At 71.0% G+C, this 20,811-nt stretch carries 22 protein-coding genes; 10 read left to right on the top strand and 12 right to left on the bottom strand.

The window, feature by feature from the left end; genetic code table 11:
- Positions 1 to 50 precede the first annotated feature (50 nt).
- A complete protein-coding gene (locus IR212_RS08420; RefSeq protein ID WP_194395513.1) occupies positions 51 to 1,391 on the bottom strand; it encodes an MFS transporter in 1,341 nt (446 codons plus the stop codon).
- A 160-nt stretch (positions 1,392 to 1,551) separates the two neighbouring features.
- Between IR212_RS08420 and IR212_RS08425 the strand changes: the two genes are divergently transcribed.
- The 5 genes from IR212_RS08425 (at position 1,552) to IR212_RS08445 (ending at position 5,610) form a co-directional block, all read left to right on the top strand.
- Entirely contained in the window at positions 1,552 to 1,815 is a 264-nt protein-coding gene (locus IR212_RS08425) for a DUF6458 family protein (RefSeq protein WP_194395514.1), read from the top strand.
- An 85-nt stretch (positions 1,816 to 1,900) separates the two neighbouring features.
- Positions 1,901 to 2,287, top strand: coding sequence for a bleomycin resistance protein (locus IR212_RS08430; protein ID WP_194395515.1), 387 nt, complete (start codon positions 1,901 to 1,903; stop codon positions 2,285 to 2,287).
- A gap of 62 nt (positions 2,288 to 2,349) precedes the next feature.
- Positions 2,350 to 3,033 carry a uridine kinase family protein gene (locus tag IR212_RS08435; protein WP_228479231.1) on the top strand — a complete coding sequence of 228 codons (684 nt, stop codon included), beginning with the start codon at positions 2,350 to 2,352 and terminating at the stop codon, positions 3,031 to 3,033.
- Between the two features lie 195 nt (positions 3,034 to 3,228).
- Positions 3,229 to 4,680, top strand: coding sequence for an MFS transporter (locus IR212_RS08440; RefSeq protein ID WP_194395516.1), 1,452 nt, complete (start codon positions 3,229 to 3,231; stop codon positions 4,678 to 4,680).
- 9 nt (positions 4,681 to 4,689) lie between these two features.
- Positions 4,690 to 5,610: an AEC family transporter gene (locus IR212_RS08445; RefSeq protein WP_194395517.1), complete on the top strand. Its 921-nt coding sequence runs from the start codon at positions 4,690 to 4,692 to the stop codon at positions 5,608 to 5,610.
- 4 nt (positions 5,611 to 5,614) lie between these two features.
- Here the strand turns inward: IR212_RS08445 and IR212_RS08450 are convergent, their stop codons facing one another.
- The 3 genes from IR212_RS08450 to IR212_RS08460 are packed head-to-tail and all read right to left on the bottom strand — an operon-like array spanning position 5,615 to position 7,205.
- A complete protein-coding gene (locus IR212_RS08450; protein ID WP_194395518.1) occupies positions 5,615 to 5,890 on the bottom strand; it encodes a DUF6510 family protein in 276 nt (91 codons plus the stop codon).
- The gene (locus IR212_RS08455; RefSeq protein WP_194398600.1) at positions 5,890 to 6,615 is read right to left on the bottom strand and encodes a ferredoxin reductase; all 726 of its coding nucleotides are present in this window, start codon (positions 6,613 to 6,615) and stop codon (positions 5,890 to 5,892) included. The genes IR212_RS08450 and IR212_RS08455 overlap by 1 nt, the downstream gene beginning before the upstream one ends.
- Positions 6,612 to 7,205, bottom strand: a complete 594-nt coding sequence (locus IR212_RS08460) for a sulfite oxidase-like oxidoreductase (protein WP_194395519.1) — start codon at positions 7,203 to 7,205, stop codon at positions 6,612 to 6,614. The genes IR212_RS08455 and IR212_RS08460 overlap by 4 nt, the downstream gene beginning before the upstream one ends.
- A 176-nt stretch (positions 7,206 to 7,381) precedes the next feature.
- On the opposite strand from IR212_RS08460, the gene IR212_RS08465 reads away from it, so the two are divergent.
- Positions 7,382 to 7,939 carry an HdeD family acid-resistance protein gene (locus tag IR212_RS08465; RefSeq protein ID WP_194395520.1) on the top strand — a complete coding sequence of 186 codons (558 nt, stop codon included), beginning with the start codon at positions 7,382 to 7,384 and terminating at the stop codon, positions 7,937 to 7,939.
- A 75-nt stretch (positions 7,940 to 8,014) separates the two neighbouring features.
- Here the strand turns inward: IR212_RS08465 and IR212_RS08470 are convergent, their stop codons facing one another.
- Complete coding sequence (locus tag IR212_RS08470) at positions 8,015 to 9,991, bottom strand: S9 family peptidase (RefSeq protein ID WP_194395521.1); 1,977 nt, start codon at positions 9,989 to 9,991, stop codon at positions 8,015 to 8,017.
- A 3-nt stretch (positions 9,992 to 9,994) separates the two neighbouring features.
- Positions 9,995 to 10,768, bottom strand: coding sequence for an SDR family oxidoreductase (locus tag IR212_RS08475; protein WP_194395522.1), 774 nt, complete (start codon positions 10,766 to 10,768; stop codon positions 9,995 to 9,997).
- Between the two features lie 44 nt (positions 10,769 to 10,812).
- Between IR212_RS08475 and IR212_RS08480 the strand changes: the two genes are divergently transcribed.
- From IR212_RS08480 to IR212_RS08495, 4 genes are all read left to right on the top strand, one after another.
- On the top strand, positions 10,813 to 11,307 hold the full coding sequence (locus tag IR212_RS08480) for an NfeD family protein (RefSeq protein WP_194395523.1): 495 nt from the start codon (positions 10,813 to 10,815) through the stop codon (positions 11,305 to 11,307).
- Positions 11,304 to 12,284 (top strand): SPFH domain-containing protein, encoded by a 981-nt coding sequence (locus IR212_RS08485; protein WP_228479232.1) that lies wholly within the window; start codon positions 11,304 to 11,306, stop codon positions 12,282 to 12,284. The genes IR212_RS08480 and IR212_RS08485 overlap by 4 nt, the downstream gene beginning before the upstream one ends.
- A complete protein-coding gene (locus IR212_RS08490; RefSeq protein ID WP_194395524.1) occupies positions 12,281 to 13,054 on the top strand; it encodes a glycerophosphodiester phosphodiesterase family protein in 774 nt (257 codons plus the stop codon). The genes IR212_RS08485 and IR212_RS08490 overlap by 4 nt, the downstream gene beginning before the upstream one ends.
- A gap of 122 nt (positions 13,055 to 13,176) precedes the next feature.
- Positions 13,177 to 13,557: an RNA polymerase-binding protein RbpA gene (locus IR212_RS08495; protein WP_194395525.1), complete on the top strand. Its 381-nt coding sequence runs from the start codon at positions 13,177 to 13,179 to the stop codon at positions 13,555 to 13,557.
- 23 nt (positions 13,558 to 13,580) lie between these two features.
- Here the strand turns inward: IR212_RS08495 and lnt are convergent, their stop codons facing one another.
- From lnt to IR212_RS08525, 6 genes are all read right to left on the bottom strand, one after another.
- Positions 13,581 to 15,149, bottom strand: a complete 1,569-nt coding sequence (gene lnt / locus IR212_RS08500; protein WP_194395526.1) for an apolipoprotein N-acyltransferase — start codon at positions 15,147 to 15,149, stop codon at positions 13,581 to 13,583.
- Positions 15,150 to 15,205: 56 nt separating this feature from the next.
- Positions 15,206 to 17,704: a DEAD/DEAH box helicase gene (locus IR212_RS08505; protein ID WP_194395527.1), complete on the bottom strand. Its 2,499-nt coding sequence runs from the start codon at positions 17,702 to 17,704 to the stop codon at positions 15,206 to 15,208.
- Entirely contained in the window at positions 17,701 to 18,459 is a 759-nt protein-coding gene (tatC, locus tag IR212_RS08510; protein ID WP_194398602.1) for a twin-arginine translocase subunit TatC, read from the bottom strand. The genes IR212_RS08505 and tatC overlap by 4 nt, the downstream gene beginning before the upstream one ends.
- Before the next feature lie 67 nt (positions 18,460 to 18,526).
- A complete protein-coding gene (gene tatA, locus IR212_RS08515) occupies positions 18,527 to 18,784 on the bottom strand; it encodes a Sec-independent protein translocase subunit TatA (protein ID WP_194395528.1) in 258 nt (85 codons plus the stop codon).
- Between the two features lie 72 nt (positions 18,785 to 18,856).
- Positions 18,857 to 19,819, bottom strand: a complete 963-nt coding sequence (locus IR212_RS08520) for a helix-turn-helix transcriptional regulator (protein ID WP_194395529.1) — start codon at positions 19,817 to 19,819, stop codon at positions 18,857 to 18,859.
- Positions 19,816 to 20,811 (bottom strand): helix-turn-helix transcriptional regulator, encoded by a 996-nt coding sequence (locus IR212_RS08525; RefSeq protein WP_194395530.1) that lies wholly within the window; start codon positions 20,809 to 20,811, stop codon positions 19,816 to 19,818. Before IR212_RS08525 ends, IR212_RS08520 begins: the two co-directional genes overlap by 4 nt.

Below are 20,811 nucleotides of genomic sequence, written 5' to 3' on the forward strand. Positions count from 1 at the left end.
CCCTTCGATCGGACACCGCCACCGTATCGAGCGGAGGCCCCGGCTGGTCGTCACCGGCGAGAGCGGCGTGCGCGGCGCGGCGGATCCATTCCCAGCCGGATGCGCGTGCGCTTGCGCTCGACGACGATGAACGCGCCGCCGATCAGCCACAACGGCACCTGCAGCAGGAAGGCGAGCCGGAACGCGTCCAGGCTGTAGGTCGCGGGAGTCCCCGCACCCTGGAGATCCAGGGCGAGTCCGATCAGCAGGATCGCCACGAGCGCCGCGAGGAAACCGCCGGCGTTCGTCACCCCGGTCGCCGTGCTGAGCCGATGCGAGGGGTTGTGCGTGCGCGCGTGGTCGAACGCGATCATCGACGCCGGGCCGCCGGTGGCCAGGGCCACCGCGAGCGCGAGGAGGAGCCACAGCGGCGCCGGGCCCGGGTAGGCGATCACGGCGAGCCACGCGGCGACCTGCACCGCGATCGTGGGGAGCACCAGTGCGCGGGACCGGACCAGGGGGAAGCGGCGCGAGAGCTCGCCCATCACGGGGCCGAGCACCATCCCGACCACCACGTACAACGACATGATCGACGCGGCCTGTGCGGTGCTGAGACCTTCGCCCGCCGTCAGGAACGGCATTCCCCACAGCAGGACGAACGCCGTGCCGGCGAACGGAGTGGTGAAGTGGGACCAGAATGCCAGGCGGGTGCCGGGGTGCGCCCACGCGGCGCGGATACCGACGCCGGTGTCCACGGCAGAGGTCACGACCCGGATGGCGCCCGTGTCCGTGTCGACCGACACATCCTCGTCGCGATCGGGCGGGTGGTTGCGGATGAGGAGGAACACCAGCACGGCGAACAGCACCCCGAGTCCGGCGATGCTCCCGAAGGTGATGGTCCAGGAGGTCGCGTGCAGGAGTGCCGCCAGCGGGACGAGCGCCACGAGCTGCCCGGACTGCCCGACGATGCCCGTGAACTGCACCATGAGCGGTCCCCGCTGGGCGGGGAACCAAGTGGCGATGAGTCGCAGCACGCCGGGGAAGACAGCCGCGTCACCGGCACCCAGCAGCATGCGCGCGAGGATCGCCACGCCGACGCTGGGGGAGAGGGCCATCGTGAGCTGGCCGATCGCCATCAGGATCATGCCGGCCGTCATGATCGGGCGCGCGCCGTACCGGTCCAGCAGCACCCCGATGGGGATCTGCATCCCGCCGTACACGGCCAGCTGCACGACCGCGAACATCGAGAGCGTCGCCGCGTCCGCGTCGAACCGGGCGGCGGCGTCGACCCCGACCGCGCTCAACGACGACCGGTTCGTGATCGCGAGCACGTATGCGGCGACGCCGACGGCCCAGATGAGCCACGCCCGCACCCCCGGTTCCGCCGCGGGATGACGGGACAGCTGGGGCACGCTTCCAGCGTAGTCTCCGGCGTGGACTGCTCCTGAAGTGCTCATCGACCGCTTGTCAAGACCCTCCTCGCGCCGTCGCCGGTGCGACACCGTTATCGAGGAACCACATGTTCCGCAGCAGGGGAGGGCCCGTCGCCGCGCCCCGGAAAGGACACCTCGCATGAGTATCGGAGCTGGCATCGCCCTCTTCGCCATCGGAGCGATCCTCGCGTTCGCGGTGAACGTGCAGGTCGAGTGGGTGAATCTCGACATGATCGGCTACATCCTGATGGGCGCAGGAGCGGTGATCTTCATCATCGGTCTCGTCCTCATGGCGCGCCGCCGCCGCTCGGACACCGTCACGCGCACCGCGGTCGACCCGGCCGCGGGGGAGCGCATCACCCGCCAGAGCACCGCGTCGACGGACGACGCCGCCGGGCTCTGAGCGCAAGAGCAGGGAACGGGGACGGGCGCAGGCCCGCCCCCGTTCTGTGTCCGCGTGGGCTGGGGTTGGGCGCTAGCCTGCAAGCGTGACCGAACGAGCTGTGCCGATCCTGCCCAGCCGCGATCTGCGAGAGACGCTGGCATTCTATGAAGCGCTCGGCTTCAAGAACCGTGGGGCGCCGCCGGAGGAGTGGTCCTACCTGATCCTCGGGCGCGGCGGCATCGACCTCCACTTCATCTCCCAGCCGGACGTCGACCCGCTCACGACCGCGGCGTCGTGCTACCTCTACGTGGACGACGCCGCAGATCTGCACGCCACATGGAGCGAGATCGTCGTTCCGGATGCTGCGACCGGAAGTCGCGTCACGCCGCTCGAGCACCGGGACTACGGCATGGCCGAGTTCGCCGTCGTCGATCCCAGCGGCAACCTCGTCCGGGTGGGCACGCAGATCGCGCCAGGAGACGCAGACTGAGCCGATCGCGGGTTCGCCGACGGTCGGAACGAAAGCGCTCCCGGAGCGGATACCATCGCGGCATGCCTGCCATCGCTGCATCGATCACCACGCCGCCGCAGGAGCCGGCTGCCGGCCCGTGGCGGGCGATCTCCGAGGACGACTTCGCACGCGTCGTGCGGGAAGGCGCCCCGGCGTCGGCGGCAAGGCCGTGGATCGTCGCGATCGACGGCCGCAGCGCATCCGGAAAGTCGACACTCGCGGAACGCCTGACCAGGCTGACCATGCGCTCGGCGATCGTCCATACCGATGACATCGCGTGGAATGAGCCCCTCTTCGCCTGGGGGACACTTCTGAGCGAGCACGTCCTCGGTCCGCTGCGACGCGGGGAGGGTGTGAGGTTCTCTCCGCCTGCGTGGGCGCAGCACGGGCGGGACGGTGCCATCGAGGTGCCGGCCGGCCTGGATGTCGTGGTGGTCGAGGGCGTCGGCGCCGCCCAGCGAGAGCTGAGCGAGCTGATCGACACGACGGTGTGGGTGCAGTCGGATTTCGCGACGGCCCAGACGCGCGGCATCGAGCGTGACATCGCGCAGGGCGTCAATGGAAGCGCCGAGCATGCCACGGCGTTCTGGCACGAGTGGATGGCGGCGGAACTGCGGTTCCTCGCCGACCAGCGGCCCTGGGAGCGGGCGCAGGTGGTCGTCGCGGGCACGCCGACGATCCGGCTGGATGAGCATCAGGTCGCGGTGGCGCCCGGCCCGCTGTGACCCGCGGAGGGGGACCGTGCGAATACCGGCGCGATCCATAAGTTGACATAATGTGCATTATCGGCGTCAGATCGGTGCGACTGCGGTCCACCGGCGTCCGGGCGTCCACGGGTATCGTCGCTGTCGCGGGCATGCGCGCCGGCGTCGCCCCGGCAATCCGGTCCGCCACGCTGCCGTTCCTGGAGGCGATCGACCATGCGTGAGCGCACCCTGCCGCTCGTCCTCACGCTCGTCGCCGCACAGCTGGTGGTCATGCTGGACTCCAGCATCCTCAACGTCGCGCTGCCGTCGATCGCCGACGACCTCGGTCTCACCGCCGTCGGCACGGCGTGGGTGCTCAACGCCTACTTCCTGACGTTCGGCGGGCTCCTGCTGATCTCCGGACGCGCCGCCGACGTCTTCGGCCGGCGCCGGATGTTCCTCAGCGGTGCCACGGTGCTCGCGGCAGGTTCCCTGATCGGCGGCTTCGCTTCCGACGACGCCGTGCTCGTCGCCGCGCGGCTGGTGCAGGGCGCAGGGTCGGCCATGCTCAGTCCCGCCGCCATGTCCGTCATCCTCGCGACCTTCACCGGGGTGTCCCGGGCCCGGGCGATGAGCTGGTGGGGAGCCGCCTCCACCGTCGGCGGGGCCCTGGGCGTCGCCGTCGGCGGCGTCGTCACCGGCGCCCTCGGCTGGCAGAGCGTCATGTTCGTCACCGCGGCGGCGGCTGTCCTCGTGGGCGGCGCGGGACTGGTCCTCCTGGAGCGCGACCATCCCGCGACCCGCCGGCCCTTCGACGCCGCGGGTGCGGCGATGGTCACCGTGGCCGCCGGCGCGGTGGTGTTCGCGGTCCTGAGCGTCCCGCACGCCGGACTCGCATCCGTCGAGGTCGTCGCCGCGGCGCTCGTCGCCCTCGGTGCCGGCGCAGGATTCCTCCTGGTCGAACGCCGCAGCGCCGACCCGGTCCTCCCGCTTCCGGCGCTGAAAGAGCCGCGGGTCGCCGGTGGGATCTTCGTGAACCTGCTCGGCGGCGGGGCACGGATCGCCTGCTTCGTGCTCGTCGCGCTGCTGATCCAGCAGGTGCTCGAGTACGAGCCCGCAGCCGCCGGCCTGGCCATGCTTCCGACCTCGCTCGCGGGGTTCGCGGTCAGCACGCTGGTCCTGCCGCGGGCGCTCGCGCGCTTCGGACCGGAGAAGGTCGCGGTCATGGGGCTGCTCATGCTCGTTGCCGCGCACGTTCTCTTCTCGGCCATCGACCACGGCGTTCCCTATCTCTGGCGGCTCCTTCCCGTTCTGATCGTCGCGGCCGCGGGCGTGGCCTTCAGCTTCACCCCCACCACGCTGGTGATCGCCGACGGCATGGCCGCCAGCAACGCCGGCGTCAGCTCCGGCCTGGCATCCTCGACGGCGCAGATCGGCGGTGCGCTGGGCATCGCGGCGTTCGGCGCCGTCGACGCCTACCGCCGCGCGGCCGTGCTGTCCGCCGGCGGGAGCGAGCTGGCCGCCGCCGAGGCGGGCCTCTCGGCCGCTCACCTCGCTGCCGCCGCGGCCGCCGCGCTCGCCGCGTGCGTCGCGATCGCGACCTTCCCTTCGCTGCGCCCCCGACGCCGCCGAGCCGGCCGGACGGCGAGCCGGCCGGGATTCGGTGCGAGGAAGCGTTGTCCCTAGGCTCGGATCATGCTGGAGTCGCTCACCGGATTCGTCGTGGTGGGCGTCGCGATCCTCGTCGGATGGGTCCTGGGCCGCATCGACCTTCTCGGTGAGCACGCCCGGCCGGTGCTGGCGCGCCTGACCTTCTTCGTCCTGTCACCGTTCCTGCTGTTCGTGGTGCTCGCGCAGGCCGACGTGCGCACGCTGTTCTCCGCCCTGCTGCCGGTGTCGGCGATCGCAGCCGTGGCCGTCATCCTGGTGTACGCAGCTGTGGCCCGCTTCGCGTGGAGGCGCTCGGTCGGTGAGACCGTCATCGGAGCCCTGAGCGCCGGTCAGGTGAACTCCAACAACATCGGCATTCCGCTCTCGCTCTATCTGCTGGGAAGTGCCGCGTATCCGGCACCGGTGATCCTCCTCCAGCTGCTGGTGTTCACGCCGATCACCATGGCGATCCTCGACGCCGTGACCACATCGCGTGCGTCGCTCTGGCGCGCCGTGGCCCGCGTGGCCACCAACCCCATCGTCCTCGGGTCCGTGCTCGGCACGCTGGTCTCGGTGCTGGGCATCGACCTGCCGCCGATCGTGATGGAGCCTGCCGTGCTCATCGCGAACGCGTGCGTGCCGATCCTGCTCATCGCCTACGGCATCTCGCTGCATGGCCAGCGCGTTCTCGGCCCGTCCGGCCGCCGCCGCGACATCGTGCTGGCGACGGCGCTGAAGCTCGTGGCGATGCCGGTGGCCGCGTGGGCGGTCGCGGAGTTCGTGTTCGGGCTGAGCGCCCACGACGTGCTCGTGGTGACGGTGCTCGCCGCCCTGCCGACGGCACAGAACGTCTTCAACTACTCGCAGCGATACGACGTGGGCGAGACGATCTCGCGCGACACCGTCTTCCTCACCACGATCGGGTGCGTCCCCGCCCTGATCCTGGTGACGCTGCTTCTGGGGTGACCGGTCACCGCCCGGTCCGCACGAGCTCCCGCAGCGAGCCGATCACCATCCTCGCGCCCCGCTCGCCGCGCAGCACGGTGACGAGGGTGTGCGTGCATCCGCGGCACCGCACGATCGCGGCCGTCTCGTCCAGCTCGACGATCGCCTCCGCCATCGGCGCGGTCGAGCCGCACCCGCCGCAGACCGCCCTCACGCCCGTCACGTCCGCCCCGAACACGTCCCACAGCATCCCCGCCGCGGCGTTGCCGTCCACGGTGCTCGAGGCGATGGCTGCCCGCATCACGCACCTCCGAAGCGCTCGGTCTTGATCCGCGCCGGCGGATGACCCAGGTCGACCAGCAGGTCGGCGACATGCTCGACGAACCCCGTCGGTCCGCAGACGTACACGATCGGCTCCGCTCCAGGGTCCCACGTCGTCGCGCGCAGCGCATCGGCGTCGACGCGCCCCACCTTGCCCGTCCAACCCGCCGGCGCGGTGCGGGTGTACCGCCATGCGACCGTCACTCCCCCGTCCGCGGCACCGCGTTGGAGCTCATCGCGATAGATCGCGTCCTCGGCAGTGCGCACCGAGTAGAGGAGTCGGACGGATGCCGCAGCACCGGCATCCCCCGCCGCCCGGGCGATCGCCCTCAACGGCACGATGCCCGAGCCGCCCGCGATGAGCTGCACCGGCTCCGCTCCCCCGGGCCGCCAGACGAAGTAACCGCCCAGCGGACCTTTCACCTCGAGCTCGTCCCCCGGAAGCACGTCGCGGACGAGGTACGGCGACACCTCTCCGTCGGGGATCTCGTCGACGGCCAGCTCGATGGTGTCGCCCGTCCCAGAGGACCCCAGCGAGTACGACCGCTCCGCCTGGTAGCCGTCTTCGGCCGTCAGCCGGATGTCGACGTGCTGGCCGGCGATGCTCCCCGGCCAGCCGGGCACGACCAGCCGCAGGATCCGGGCCGAGCGGGTCGCGGGAATCGCCTCGACGATGCGAGCGGGCCGCCAGCCACCCACGATCACCAATACCGCTCCTCGGTCCACGGGTCGCCGTGCATGTTGTAGCCGTTCTGCTCCCAGAAGCCGGGCGCATCGTCGTCCATCAGTGTCAGTCCGCGCACCCACTTGGCGCTCTTCCAGAAGTAGAGGTGGGGCACGAGCAGACGCGCGGGACCGCCGTGCTCGGGGTCCAGCGGGTCGCCCTCGAACTCGAAGGCGATCCAGGCGCGACCGCCGCGCAGCTCGTCGAGGGGGATGTTGGTGGTGTAGCCGCCGTACGAGTGCGCCATGGCGTAGCCCGCTTCGGTGGACACCTCCGCCAGCAGCGTGTCGAGCGAGACACCCCGCCACGAGGTGCCGAGCTTCGACCATCGCGTGACGCAGTGGATGTCGGTGTGCACGTCCTCGACGGGAAGCGCCAGGAATTCGTCCCACGTCCAGGAGACCACGCCGCCGGCCTCATCGCGGATGTCGAAGCGCCACTGGGCGCTGTCGATCCGCGGCGTCGGCCCCGCCGACAGCACCGGGAAGTCGTCGGTGAGGTACTGGCCGGGCGGCAGCCGCGGATCGCTCTCGCGGCGGCGACCACCGAATCCCCTAGAGATGAGAGCCATGCCCGCTCCTTCCCGCGCCGCGCCGCCGGACGAGCGCGACGCACGTTCACGCTAGCGCGACCCCGCAGCGGCGGGCGAGCGCTGTCGGCGACACACCCCCGATGTTGCGCCGGAGTTCGACATGAGGTCTAAGCTTTAGCCGCACCACGTACAGGTGATTCTCAGAAAGGGCGCACATGTCCACTGCATCCGAGGCCGAGAAGTCGGCCGTCAACGGCATCCGCACGGCGCTCGGCATCGGCGGTGTCCTGGCCGTCATCGTCGGCGTCCTCATCCTGGCCTGGCCGGGCAAGACCGCCGCCGTCGTCACGGCCATCATCGCGATCTACGCCATCGCCGCCGGCCTCGTCTACGCCGGTCTGGGCATCTTCTCCAAGACCAAGGGCGGGTGGGCGCGCGTCGGGCACATCGTGCTCGGCATCCTGTTCATCATCGCGGGCATCGTCGCGCTGCTGAACCTCGGACAGGCCACCGCCTGGCTCGCGCTCTTCCTCGGCATCCTCGTCGGCATCATGTGGATCGTCGAGGGCGTCGTGGCGCTGTCGACGCTCGGCGACGCCGCATCGAAGGGGTGGTCGATCTTCTTCGCGATCCTGAGCATCATCGCCGGCATCATCCTGCTCTTCTCCCCCATCTGGGGTGCGGCGGTGCTGTGGTGGCTGCTGGGCATCGCGCTGATCGTGCTCGGCATCATCAACATCGTCCGCGCCTTCACGTTCAAGGGCGACCTCTGAGCCGACGCCGACGCCGACGGCCCCCGGGAGCGATCGCTCCCGGGGGCCGTCTGATGTCTGGGGCGCTCGGGCGGGTCATCCCGCCGGAAGGTGGCGCTGCCACCAGTCCAGCACCGCGTCGAACCGCTCCACGCGATGACGCGGCTGCCCGGCACGCGTGAGCTCGTGGTCCTCACCCGGGAACACGAGCAGCTCGGCCTCGGTGCCCTGGCGCTTGAGCGCCGAGTAGTAGCGCGTGGCCTGCTCGAGCGGGCACCGGAAATCGAGCTCCGAGTGCATGACCAGCGTCGGCGTGGTGACCTGCCCGACCACGGCCATCGGGCTCTGCCGCGCGATGTCGTCGGGCGAGGTGCCGACATACTCGTCGCCGAAGAACGATCCGATGTCGCTCGTGCCCTGGAACGACTGCGGCTCGAGGAACCCCCGCTCGACGATCGCGCCGGCGAACCGATGGTCGTGCGCGATCACCCAGGCGGTGAGATAGCCGCCGTACGAACCGCCCTGCACGCCCACGCGGGCGCCGTCGAGGTCGGCGTCGTCGGCGATCGCACCCTCGAGGAAGTCGATGACGTCTGCGAAGTCGACCGTGCCCATTCGTTGACGGATGCTGCGCCCGTGCGCCCGCCCGTACCCTGCCGAGCCGCGGGGGTTGCAGTAGACGACGGCGTAGCCGGCGTCCACGAGCACCTGCGTCTCGTCGAACAGGTGCACGCCGTACGCCGCGAACGGCCCGCCGTGGATCTGGAGGATCACGGGGAAGGGGCCCGCGCCGGCAGGCTTCGCCACCCAGCCGTGCACCGGATACCCGTCGCGTCCGGTCACGGTGAGCTCCCGCGGCAGCGCGATGCCGGAGGCCGCGGCCGCCGCCCCGAACGCCGTCAGGGTGCGAGGCTCGTCGCCGGCGAGGACGAGCTCACCGAAGGAGTCGGGCCGCGAGACGGCGGCGACCACCCGGCCGCCGCCGGCCGCGTGACCGGTCACCTCGACGTCGCCCGCGAGCACCTCGGTCAACGCGCCCTCGCGGGACACCCGCAGCAGCCGCACCCGGCCTCGGGTGGAATCCTGGACGAGGAAGTCGTCCTCGATCGCAGCGAGATGCCCCTCGCCGAGGTGGATCGTCTCGTCGTCGGTGAGCCGTCGCGGTCCGGCGCCCTCCAGCAGGAAGAGGCCGACGCCGGGCGCGACGAAGTCGAGCCCCTCGCCGACCTCGTGAGCGAGGACGGCCACGGTGCCGTCAGCGGACGCGGCCACGTCGAGCACCGAGAGACCGGCCGCGGTGCCGAGCACCTCGCGGACACCCGACCCGTCGACCGCGACCGCGATGACACGGCTGCGCAGATCACGCCGCTGCGCCTCGATCTCGTCGGGCACCGTGAGCAGCTCGCGGCCATCCGCGGTGAATGCCAGCCGGCCGTGCGATGTCGGCCCGGAGGTCAGCGCACGCGCCTCCGCAGCCACCACAGGCCTTCGCGGCGGCTCGGCGCCGTCGGGGCGCACGGCAGCCGCCGGCTCGTAGAACGGCTCGGCGTCAGGCTGCGGCGCCGCGATCACGAACACGTGCGCGGGGCGGTCCGCGACGTAACCGAGACCGTTCGCATGCCACCGGACGCCGGAGATCCGGCGGGGCGACTCGGCGTGCGACTCGAGTCCCTCGACGCTGCCGTAGCGCCCAGGCTCGGGTACGCGGGCGAGGAAGGCGATGGTCGCGCCATCCGGCGACCAAGCGAACTGGTCGACGCCGAGCGGTGCGTCGGTGGCCTGCACAGGCTCGCCGCCGCTCGCCGCGACGACGTGCACCTGGGGTCGGCGCTTGGCGTCTGCCCGGAGGAAGGCCAGGCGCGAGCCGTCCGGCGAGAGCCGCGGCCCGCTGTCGGCGGTGCCGCGCGTCAGTCGGCGGGGCGTCCCGTCCGGCAGCTCCACGCGCCACACCTGGCCGACAGCCCGGTTGGCGTCGATATCCGGCCTCGAGGTCGCGAAGACCGCGAACGAGCCGTCGGCCGAGACGTCCGGCCGCCCGACCGCGACGAGCGTCTCGATGTCGCGTGGCTTCACCGCTCACTCCCCCGCGAACGACGACACGTCGCCGATCAGACGCGTGTTGTCGTCGGGCACCGGCTCGACGGCCGCGGCGGCGACCTCGGCGGCGAACTCCGACACGTTGTAGAGCCTGCCCGCGTCCTCGCGACGGGCGGCGATCGCACCGGGGTTGGCGCGCTCGAGCAGCGTGGCGGTGATGGTGCCCTCGATCATGTCGCCGGAGACGACCACGAAGTCGACACCGCGGTCCGCCAGCAACGGGATCCGCTCGCGCAGCGCGTCCTCCCCCGCCCGCTTCGACAGCGCGACGGGCTCGTACTCGGGCATCGTCGGGGTGGTGCGGATGAAGTGCGCCTGGTGGCTCGTGACGAACACCACGCGGCCGCCTTCGCGCAGCACCGGCAGAGCCGTCTCGAGCACGCGGACCTGGGCGTCGCGGTTGAGCTGGAGAGCGTAGTCCTCGGCCATGCCGGACTCCATGCCGCCGGACGCGTTGAGCACGAGGATGTCGAGGCCGCCGAACGCGGCTGCGACCTCGTCGAACATCGCCTGCACGGACTCCGGGTCCGTCAGATCGGCTCCCACGACGAGCACCTCCACGCCGAGGTCGCGCAGCTCGGTGGCGAGCTTCTCGGCGCGGGGAGCCTTGTTGCGGTAGTTGATGACGACGTTCGCGCCGCCCTGCGCGAGGTAGCGCGCGGTGTCCGCGCCGATGCCGCGCGACGAGCCGGTCACAAGGGCTGTCCTGCCGCTCAGCGCACCGGCGGGGATGGGGGTGGGAGTCTCAGTCACACAGCGACCCTACCTGCTAGGTTCGAGGCAAGAGGAGGCGCACCGTGGAGCTCATCCAGACCATCGAGCAGTGGGCGTGGATCGGCTGGCTCGTCCTGATCCTCGCCTTTCTCGTCATCGAGATGCTCACTCTCGACTTCACCTTCCTGATGCTCAGCATCGGCGGGCTGGCCGGCCTCGTCGCCGACCTTCTCGGAGCGCCGATCTGGCTGCAGGTCATCATTGCGGCCGGTGTCGCCGCCGCCCTTCTGCTGCTCTTGCGCCCGCCGCTGCTGCGGCGCCTCCGGCGTGGGGAGGATCCCACTCCCTCGAACGTGGACGCGCTGATCGGCCTCGGTGGCACCGTCGTCTCGTCGGTCGGCGCCCACGGCGGACAGGTGAAGCTGGCCAATGGCGACGTGTGGACCGCGCGCACCGAGGCGGGCGACCTGCTGCCGGGCACCAGAGTGCGGGTCAGCCGCATCGACGGCGCGACCGCGGTCGTGCGCTCCGACTCCCCCGAACCTCTCACCCCCGCTCAGGAGGACCCCTACGCATGAACGACTTCACCGCGGCCATCCCCGCCGCGATCGGCTGGCTCCTCGCGCTCGCGGTCTTCATCTTCGTGCTCGTGGTGATCGTCCGGTCCATCCGGATCATCCCGCAGGCCAATGCGGGCATCGTCGAGCGCCTGGGGCGCTACCACAAGACGCTCACACCGGGCCTGAACCTCCTCGTCCCCTTCATCGACCGCCTGCGACCTCTCATCGACATGCGCGAGCAGGTGGTCTCCTTCCCGCCGCAGCCGGTCATCACCGAGGACAACCTGGTCGTCTCCATCGACACCGTCGTCTACTTCCAGGTCACCGACGCTCGCGCGGCGACCTATGAGATCGCGAACTACCTCGGGGCCGTCGAGCAGCTCACGACCACCACCCTGCGCAACGTCGTCGGCGGCCTGAACCTGGAAGAGGCGCTCACCAGCCGCGACAACATCAACGGCCAGCTGCGCGTCGTGCTCGACGAGGCGACCGGCAAATGGGGCATCCGCGTGTCCCGCGTCGAGCTGAAGGCGATCGACCCGCCCGTCTCCATCCAGGACTCCATGGAGAAGCAGATGCGCGCCGAGCGCGAGCGTCGCGCGACGATCCTGACCGCCGAGGGCTCGAAGCAGTCGCAGATCCTCGAGGCCGAGGGCCGTCGGCAGGCCGAGATCCTCAAGGCCGAAGGCGACAAGCAGGCGGCGGTCCTCCGTGCCCAGGGCGAAGCCGAGGCGATCCAGACGGTGTTCGACGCGATCCACTCCGGAAACCCCGACGACAAGCTGCTGGCCTACCAGTACCTGCAGACGCTGCCCAAGATCGCCGACAGCGCCTCGAGCAAGCTGTGGATCATCCCGAGCGAGTTCACCGACGCCATGAAGGGGCTGAGCGGCTCGTTCGCCGGTGTGATGTCGGATGCCGCGGCCAAGGGTCGCGGGCAGTCCGGTGGTCCCGCCCTCGGCGCGACATCGCCGGGCGCGCCGCCGACTCCGTGACGCACCCCTGGTTCGGGGGCCCGCGACCGCGGGTGCTCGCGCACCGGGGGCTGGTGACGCCGGCCGACGCGCGCGACGGCATCGTGGAGAACTCCTTCGCCGCCGTGGCCCACGCGCACTCCGCCGGCGTCCGGTACGTCGAGTCGGACTGCCACCGCACCGCTGATGGCGTCGTCGTCCTCTTCCATGACGACGACCTGTCGCGCGTCACCGGCGATCCGCGCCGGATCGCCGACGTGACGGTCCGCGAACTGGAAGAGCTGATGACGGGGCGCGGCGGCCTCGTCACGCTCGCGCAGGCGCTCGATGCCTTCCCGACGCTGAGGTTCAACCTCGATGTGAAGGCGGCGGATGCCGCGACGGCCGTCGGGGCCGCCGTGGCACCGCACGGCGACCGGGTGCTGGTGACGAGCTTCTCCGACCCCCGCCGCACGGCGGCGCTGGAGGCGGCTGCGGTGGCCGGTCGCGGCATCCGCCCCGCCACGTCCGCGGGCAGGAGCACGATCGCGCGGGTGCTGGCTGCGCACGCCGCGCGATCGGATCGCCTGCTCGCACGCGCCCTGGCGGGCGTGGACGCGCTGCAGGTTCCCGAGCGGCGCGGGCGCGTGCGGTTGGTCACTCCGCGTCTCATCGATGCCGCGCACCGTCACGGCGTCGAGGTGCACGTCTGGACGGTGAACGAGGCCGACGACATGCGCCGGCTGGTCGCGATGGGCGTCGACGGCATCGTCACCGACCGCGCCGACACCGCTCTGGACGTCCTCGGCTGATACCGGCTCAGCGGAGGCGAGCGGGCTGTGCATCCACTGTGAAAGGGCGATGAACGTGCCCCCTTCGGATGATCCGCACAGGTCGCTTCGTTATACCTGAACAGCGACGAGAGGACCACACAATGGCAGACCGCAGTCTGCGCGGCATCCGACTCGGCGCCCAGAGCCTACAGAGCGAAGAGGGCGTCGTGTTCCATGAGCGCGCACAGCACATCTACTCCTGCACCGCGTGCGGGCGAGACACCACACTGACCTTCGCGGCCGACGCCGAGGTTCCCCCGGCCTGGGAGTGCCGCACGTGCGGCGCCGAGGCCCTGTTGCGCGTCGGCGAGGGCACGGCGACCGTCGATCACTCCGGTGACAAGACGCCGCGCAGCCACTGGGACATGCTGCTCGAGCGCCGCACCATCCCGGAGCTCGAAGAGCTTCTCGAGGAGCGTCTGGCGTTCCTGCGTGCCCGTCGCGGCGACGAGCAGGCGAAGTCCGACAAGCTCAGCGCCTGACCCGCGTTCGCGCAGCGCCGACCCTACGGGGTCGGCGTTTTCGCGTTCGCGCGGCCGCTGCCGCGCATCCGGGCCGCGAGGCCGAGGCCGACGAGCACCGCGACGCTGCCCCACGACAGCAGTCCGTTCACCCAGCCCCCCGCGATCACGGCCGGGGTCAGTCCCGTCCGCAGCGGGACGTCGGTGAGCATGTGGCCCGGCTCATCGGCGGGGAGTCCCTCGATCGTCGAGCCGTCCGGAGCGATCACCTGGCTGGTGCCCACCGTCGACAGGTTCACCACTGAGCGGCCGGTCTCGACGGCGCGGAGGCGCGCGACGGCGAGCTGCTGCAGGTTCTCGTCGGTGCCGCGGAAGTCGGCGTTGTTCGTCTGGAAGAGGTAGAGGCGGGCGCCGTCGCGCGCACCCTCCCACACCAGCGCGTCGTAGATGACGTCGAAGCAGATCGCCAGCCCGGCGAGCGTGCCGTCGACGTCGAACACCGGCGGGTCGGTGCCCGGCGTGTAGTCCCGACCGATCATGCCGATGAGGTCGGGCGCGATCGAGGCGTAGAACGCCCGATCGGGGACGTACTCGCCGAAGGGCACCGGATTGCGCTTGTCGTACGTCTGCTGGATGCCGTCCTGCCACAGGAACGACATGTTGAAGAACTCGTCGCCGCGCTGATCGATCCTGTTGGCCACGAGCGGCGCATCGACCTCTCGGACGACGCGGTCGAGCGCCGCGGCCGCCGCGGGCGAGGCGTCCGGGTCGACATCGACGCCGCCCTCCGGCCAGAGCACGACGTCGACGTCGTCGGCGCCGAAGAGGGGGACCGTCGCCTCGTACTGCGACTCCAGCACGTCACCCGCCTGCCGCTCGTCGAAGTACCCCGCCGGACCGTCTCCCTGCACCGCGGCGACCCGCATCGCCCCCGCCGGGGTCGTCGCCCACGCCGGCATCAGGAGCAGGGCGGTCGCGACGACAGCCAGGACGGCGACCGGAAGCAGGGTGCGCACGCCGTCCCCTCGGGCGCGGCGCGGCGATCGCACCAGTTCGACGCCTGCGGCCACCAGCCCGACGACGAGGAACGTCAGTCCCGCCGTCCCGGTCCACGACACCACCTCCGCGAACGGCCCGCTGACCTGTGACGTGCCCACGCGGCCCCACGGGAAGCCGCCGTACGGGAAGCCGCCGTTGACGGCTTCGCGCGCCGTCCACAGGCCCGCCACGAGCGCGGCGGTGAGCATGACACGCCCTCTCCGCGGCGCCACGCGCGGCGTCCAGCGGTAGGCCAGGGCGATGAGCACGGCGCCGCCGGCGACGAAGAGCGCCTCGAGCACCGAGAGTGCGATCCACGGCAGCGGCCCCACCCATTCGGCGGTGAAATCGACGTTCAGCAGGTAGAACGCGAGACCGAAGGCCATTCCGACGGCGAGCGCGCCGGTGACGGATCTGCCGACGAGGGTGACGAGCGCCAGCGCCACCGCCGCGAACGCCATCGGCCACCAGGCGACGGCCGGGAACGCGACGTCCAGCAGCACGCCGCCGAGCGCCGAGACCGGGATCGCCGCCCACAGCGGCACGAGCGGGCGTGTCGCGATGGCAGTGGGCACGCCATCAGCCTAGGCGAGCGCGCTGACGCCGCCGCGCGGCATCCGTCCGCCGCTGTTCAGACGCCCGAGTAGGCGACGATGCCCCGGCGCACCGCGTCCAGCGCCCGACGGGCCGTGCCCGCAAGCGGCTGCTCGGCCACGAGGGAGAGCTGATCGAGAAGGTCGATGGTCTGCTTTGCCCACCGCACGAAGTCGCCCGCCGCCATGTCGGCCTCGAGAAGGACCCGGTCGAGCATGCCGCCGCGCGCCCAGGTGTGCATGGCCTGGGCGAGGCCGGCCGAGATCGGCTCCGTGCCCGGCAGCCGGTTCTCCTGCTCGAGGTCGTCGAGCTCCTGCCAGAGCGTCAGCGTCGCCTCGAACGCCGGACGGAAGGCCCCGCGCGGAAGCCCCCGCTCCCCCGGGCCGCCGTCGTCGCGCCGCGGCTCGTAGACCAGCGAGCAGGCGAGGGCGGCGAGGGATGCGGGGTCCAGGTCCTTCCAGATGTCGCGCCGGAGCGACTCGGCGACGAGCAGATCCCGCTCGCCGTAGATGCGCCGCATCGTCCGCCCCGACGGCGTGAGCGCGGTGCGGCCGTCCTCGAGCTGCGAGACGTAGTCCAGTGTCGCGAGCACGTCGACCACCCGGTCGAAGATGCGCGCGACCGTGCCGGTGCGCGTCTCGATCTGACGGCGGAGCTTGTCGATCTGGCGCTTCAGCTTCCAGTACCGCTCCGCCCACCGCGCGTGATGCTCGCGGTCGGGGCACTGGTGGCACGGGTGCCGTTGCATGCGCTTGCGGAGGCTCGCGATGTGCCGCTGTCGCTCGTCGCGGGTGCGCCGTGACGCGCCGGCATCCTTGCGGTTGATCTTCTCCAGGTCGCTCAGCTCTCGGCGGATGCCGGAGTACTCGGCGAAGTCGCCGCGGTCGCACGTCATCGCCTTCTGATAGCCGGCGAGCGACTGCTCCTGCTCGCGCACCTCCCGCGCGATGCCCACGACGGCGCGATCGGCCTGGAACTGCGCGAACGACGATTCGAGGATCTCCCTCGCGCGGGCGCGGCCGAACTGGTCGATGAGGTTGACCGCCATGTTGTACGTCGGCCGGAAGCTCGAGTTGAGCGGGTAGGTGCGGCGAGAGGCGAGCGCGGCCACCGCCTGAGGATCCAGCCCCTCGGTCCACTGGATGACGGCATGACCTTCGACGTCGATGCCGCGTCGGCCGGCGCGTCCGGTGAGCTGCGTGTACTCCCCCGAGGTGATGGCGACGCGGGCCTCGCCGTTGAACTTCTCCAGCTTCTCCAGCACCACGGTGCGCGCGGGCATGTTGATCCCGAGCGCGAGTGTCTCGGTCGCGAAGACCGCCTTCACCAGCTTGCGCTGGAAGAGCTCCTCGACCACCTCCTTGAACGCGGGCAGGAGGCCGGCGTGGTGCGCCGCGACGCCACGCTCGAGATTGTCACGCCACTCCCAGTACCCGAGGACGGCCAGGTCCTCCTCTAGAAGGGTGCGCGTGCGCTCCTCGACGATCGCGCGGATCTCCTGCCGCTCCTCCTGCGAGGTCAGCCGCAGTCCCGAGCGGCGCACCTGCTGCACGGCACCGTCGCAGCCCGCCCGGCTGAAGATGAAGAAGATGGCGGGCAGCAGGTTCGATCGGGACAGCAGTTCCACCACGTCGGGCCGGTCGATCCGTTCGATGCGGTGCACGTTGGCGGAGCGCACCGGTCGGGTCCCGCCGCGCGGCGGACGACGACGGGATGCCTCGTAACCCGCGTGCCGGGCGCTGTTCGAGGCCTGCGCGCGGCGGTTGCTGTCGTAGTGCGAACCCTTGAACGACCGGATGCGCATGAGCTCCTGATTCACCTGCGCCGTCGCGACGCCGGCGCGGTCGTCGAACAGCGGCAGCAGGTCGCCGCGCACCAGCACATGCTGCTCGAGGGGCACCGGGCGGGTCTCCGACACGATCACCTCGGTGTCGCCGCGGACGGTGTCGAGCCAGTCGCCGAACTCCTCGGCGTTGGAGACGGTCGCTGACAGCGACACGAGCCGCACGGCCGGGGCGAGGTGGATGATGACCTCTTCCCACACCGCCCCGCGGAACCGGTCCGCGAGATAGTGGACCTCGTCCATGATCACGTAGCGCAGGCCGCGGAGCGCAGGCGAGTCGGCGTAGAGCATGTTCCGCAGCACTTCCGTGGTCATGACGACCACGCGTGCGTTGGCGTTGATGTTCGTGTCGCCGGTGAGGAGTCCGACGTCGTCTGCGCCGTAGACGTCCTGCAGCTCGCGGAACTTCTGGTTCGACAGCGCCTTCATCGGCGTCGTGTAGAACGCCTTCTCCCCCGGCTCCCGCATCGCCAGGTGCACCGCGAACTCGCCCACGATGGTCTTGCCGGCTCCGGTGGGAGCCGCTACCAGGACGCTGCGGCCGTCCTCGAGTGCGCGGCATCCCTCGATCTGGAACGGGTCCAGCGTGAAGCGCTGTGCGGCGGCGAAGGCGGCGGTGAGCGGGTGCGTCCGGTCCAGCCGGGCGGTCTCGCGGGCGCGCGCGTACCGCTCGGCGGGGTCGGCGTCGCTCACGACGTCGGCTCCGGCGGAAGCAGGCCGGCGTTCCGCTTCGCCTTGCGCCTGTCGAACAGCATCGACAGGCCGGCGGCGGCGAAGAACAGCACGACGAGGATTCCGGCCAGCAGGAGCATGCTCACCACATCGGCCGCCGGAGTGGCCAGGGCTGCGAACGCGGTGGCGACGAGGACGGCCACGCGCCAGCCCTTCACGATCGCCCTGCCCGACATGATGCCGGCCATGTTGAGTGCGACCAGGAACACCGGGAGCACGAACGAGACGCCGATCACGATCATCAGCTTGAACACGAAGTCGTAGTACTCCGCGGCGGCATAGAAGTTGACGCCGCCTTCGGGCGTGAACCCCCACATGAGCTCGATGACGTGCGGCACGATCAACAGGCCCACCCAGCAGCCGATGAAGAACAGCGGCACCGCGGCGGCGACGAAGCCGATCGTGTATTTGATCTCCTTGCGCGTGAGGCCCGGCATGATGAACGCCCAGATCTGCCACAGCCAGATCGGCGCGGACAGGAACAGCCCGATCGAGAACGCGATGCGCATGCGCAGGTCGAACGCCGAGGTGACGGCGCCGAAGTTGAGGGCCGAGAAGTCGTCGCCGCGACGCTCGGCGATGATGCGGATCGGCTCGGTGATCCAGTGGATGATCGGGTCGGTGATGATGAACGCCACCACCATGCCGACGAGCAGGCCGATGGCCGCGATGACCAGGCGGCGGCGAAGCTCCAGCAGATGCTGGCCGAGCGACATGCGCTTGTCGTGCTTCGGCGCCTCCGGGCCGTCGATGGGCGCGGAGCCGGTTGCGGCCACCATCCCGCTACGGCTTTGTGTCGCGGGAGCCGTCGGTCGTGCCGGGGGTGATCGTGGGGTCGGCGACCGAGTCGGCGACGTCGGCCGACGTGGTGTCGCCGGCGGCGGCCCTGTCGTCGTCCTTCATGGCCTTCATCTCACCCTTGAACACGCGGGCCGACTGCCCCATGCTCTTCGCGAGCGCCGGCAGCTTGGCCGCGCCGAACAGCAGCAGGATGACGACGAGCAGAATCAGCAGGTGCCAGCCGTTCAGATTGCCCAACATTGAGGTGCTCCGTCGTTCGCGTCAGCGGGGATCGCGACCAGTCTAATATGCCGGGCACACGGATGCCGCGGCTCAGCGATACTGCGCGAGCCCGGCGTCGGCCCACTCGGCGACGGCGCGGCGCGCCCCCTCCGGCTCGAGGACCTCGACGAGGCCGCCGCGGCGGGCCGCGAGCCGGCGCAGGCTGAGCTCGTCGGCGACCCGCATGGTGGCGATGGTCACGCCGTCCTTCGTCTCGAGTGTCGCGCGGTCGAGGTAGTCCCCCAGGAGGGGCGCGACCCCCTCGGGGAAGCGGATGCGCGCGACCACGTCGCCCGCATCCGTGTCGAACCAGTCCGGCGCCTGCTCCCCGGCGTGCGTGCTCGCGATGTCGGTGAGCACGAGGTCGCTGACGCGGTCCAGGTGGAACGTGCGCATGGCCTCGCGCAGGTGGCACCAGCCCTGCAGGTACCACTGGCCGCTCGCGATGTGCACCTTCACCGGGTCCACGGTGCGTGTCGTGGGCGCGGCATCCGGCGCCTTGTACGTGAACGAGACGGCGACGCCCCGCCGCAGCGCGTCGGCGACGAGGTCACGGGCGGTGTCGACCGGCTCGGGCGCGAGGATCACCTCTGCGGGGGTGCTCGACGCTCCGCGCGCGAGCTTGGCCAGCAGGCCTGCGTACAGCTCGGTGTCGCCGATCCCGGGGATCGAGCGGGCGAGCTGGAGTCCGGCCAGCAGGGCGGCCGCCTCGCGCGCGGTCAGCTTCGGCGCCCTCTCGAGCCCGACGGAGTTGGTGATGACGATGAGGTCTCGTTCGTCCAGCAGATCCCAGTCGATGTCGAACAGGTCGTTGGCCATCTGCCAGTAGCCCCGCTCGCCGGGGAGTCCGATGACGGTGAGCTTCTCGACCATGGAGCGCATCTGCTCCGGCGACACGTCGAACTCGTCCGCAGCCTCGGCCAGCGACACCTCGCCCTTGCCGATGAGGTACGGCACGAGCTGGAGCATCAGAGCCGCGCGGTCGGTGGCGACCAGCGGCCGGCGACCGGTCATGACACGCCGCCGTGGAGATCGCGCGTGGCCGCGAGGCGGTCGATCACCCGGTCGCGGAGGTCGGCGGGTTCGACCACGCGCACCTCCGGTCCGTATGAGGCCAGTTCGTCGGCGAGGATGTGCACGTCGACGTAGGGCACGCGGATGCCCTGCTCCGCGGGCTGTGCGCGCCGCGCCAGGCGGAGGGCGGCCTCCGTGCCGGGGTTCACCTCCAGCAGCGCCGAGTTGCGGGCGGCCACCTCCTCCAGCCCCGCCAGCGCGCGCTCGCCCGCCCCCTCGCGCAGCGCCGGGTCGAACGGCGTGCGGGTGACCGTCACCGGTCCGACGATCCGCGAGAGGAGGAAGGTGCGGTCGGCGCGGACGTCGAGGTCGATGCCGAACACGTGCCAGCGGCCCTCGTACTCCACCAGGGCAAGCGGCTGCACCCTGCGGGTGCGCGGCGCCTCCTCCCCCGGCTTCAGATAGGGGAAGCCGACGACGCGGCTCAGCTCGATCGCCTGCTGCAGCGGGAGGAAGGCCGGATCGTGCATGCTGAGCCGCGGCGAGAAGCCGATGATCGGCTCGTCGACGAGGTCGCCGAGCGCGCGGATCTTGCGCAGGCCGCTGCGGGCGTCGTCCGACATCGAGCTCTCGCTCCAGACCCCGCCGGCCAGCGTCAGCAGCGCCAGTTCGGCCGGGGTGAACTGGATGTCCTCGGGAAGCTCGTACTCCGCCGTCGGCACGCGGTAGCGCGCCTCGCGCAGGTCATCGGGGTCGGCCCAGTCGCCGATCGTCTCGATCGGCACGCCGAGGCCGCGCAGCGACTCCTTGTCGCGCTCGAACATTTTCTCGAGCGCATCCTTCGAGGCCCCCGCCTGACTCTGCTCGCGATAGCCCGCGACGGACGTGAGGATGGTGTCCTTGGTCAGCCCCTGGTCGGTCGCGACGAGAGCCACCACGAGGTTGACGAGGCGCTCCTCGGGCGGGATCTTCGCGGCGACGGTGGCAGGCAC

Source organism: Microbacterium atlanticum (genome assembly GCF_015277815.1).
Taxonomy (GTDB): Bacteria; Actinomycetota; Actinomycetes; order Actinomycetales; family Microbacteriaceae; genus Microbacterium; species Microbacterium atlanticum.

Excerpts from the sequence above, each read along its gene's own strand:
- IR212_RS08485 (WP_228479232.1), top strand. The coding sequence starts at position 11,304 with ATGAACGACTTCACCGCGGCCATCCCCGCCGCGATCGGCTGGCTCCTC.
- IR212_RS08445 (WP_194395517.1), top strand. The coding sequence starts at position 4,690 with ATGCTGGAGTCGCTCACCGGATTCGTCGTGGTGGGCGTCGCGATCCTC.
- IR212_RS08450 (WP_194395518.1), bottom strand. The coding sequence starts at position 5,890 with ATGCGGGCAGCCATCGCCTCGAGCACCGTGGACGGCAACGCCGCGGCG.
- IR212_RS08425 (WP_194395514.1), top strand. The coding sequence starts at position 1,552 with ATGAGTATCGGAGCTGGCATCGCCCTCTTCGCCATCGGAGCGATCCTC.
- IR212_RS08520 (WP_194395529.1), bottom strand. The coding sequence starts at position 19,819 with ATGACCGGTCGCCGGCCGCTGGTCGCCACCGACCGCGCGGCTCTGATG.
- IR212_RS08460 (WP_194395519.1), bottom strand. The coding sequence starts at position 7,205 with ATGGCTCTCATCTCTAGGGGATTCGGTGGTCGCCGCCGCGAGAGCGAT.
- tatA (WP_194395528.1), bottom strand. The coding sequence starts at position 18,784 with ATGTTGGGCAATCTGAACGGCTGGCACCTGCTGATTCTGCTCGTCGTC.
- IR212_RS08465 (WP_194395520.1), top strand. The coding sequence starts at position 7,382 with ATGTCCACTGCATCCGAGGCCGAGAAGTCGGCCGTCAACGGCATCCGC.
- IR212_RS08495 (WP_194395525.1), top strand. The coding sequence starts at position 13,177 with ATGGCAGACCGCAGTCTGCGCGGCATCCGACTCGGCGCCCAGAGCCTA.
- IR212_RS08440 (WP_194395516.1), top strand. The coding sequence starts at position 3,229 with ATGCGTGAGCGCACCCTGCCGCTCGTCCTCACGCTCGTCGCCGCACAG.
- tatC (WP_194398602.1), bottom strand. The coding sequence starts at position 18,459 with ATGTCGCTCGGCCAGCATCTGCTGGAGCTTCGCCGCCGCCTGGTCATC.
- IR212_RS08435 (WP_228479231.1), top strand. The coding sequence starts at position 2,350 with ATGCCTGCCATCGCTGCATCGATCACCACGCCGCCGCAGGAGCCGGCT.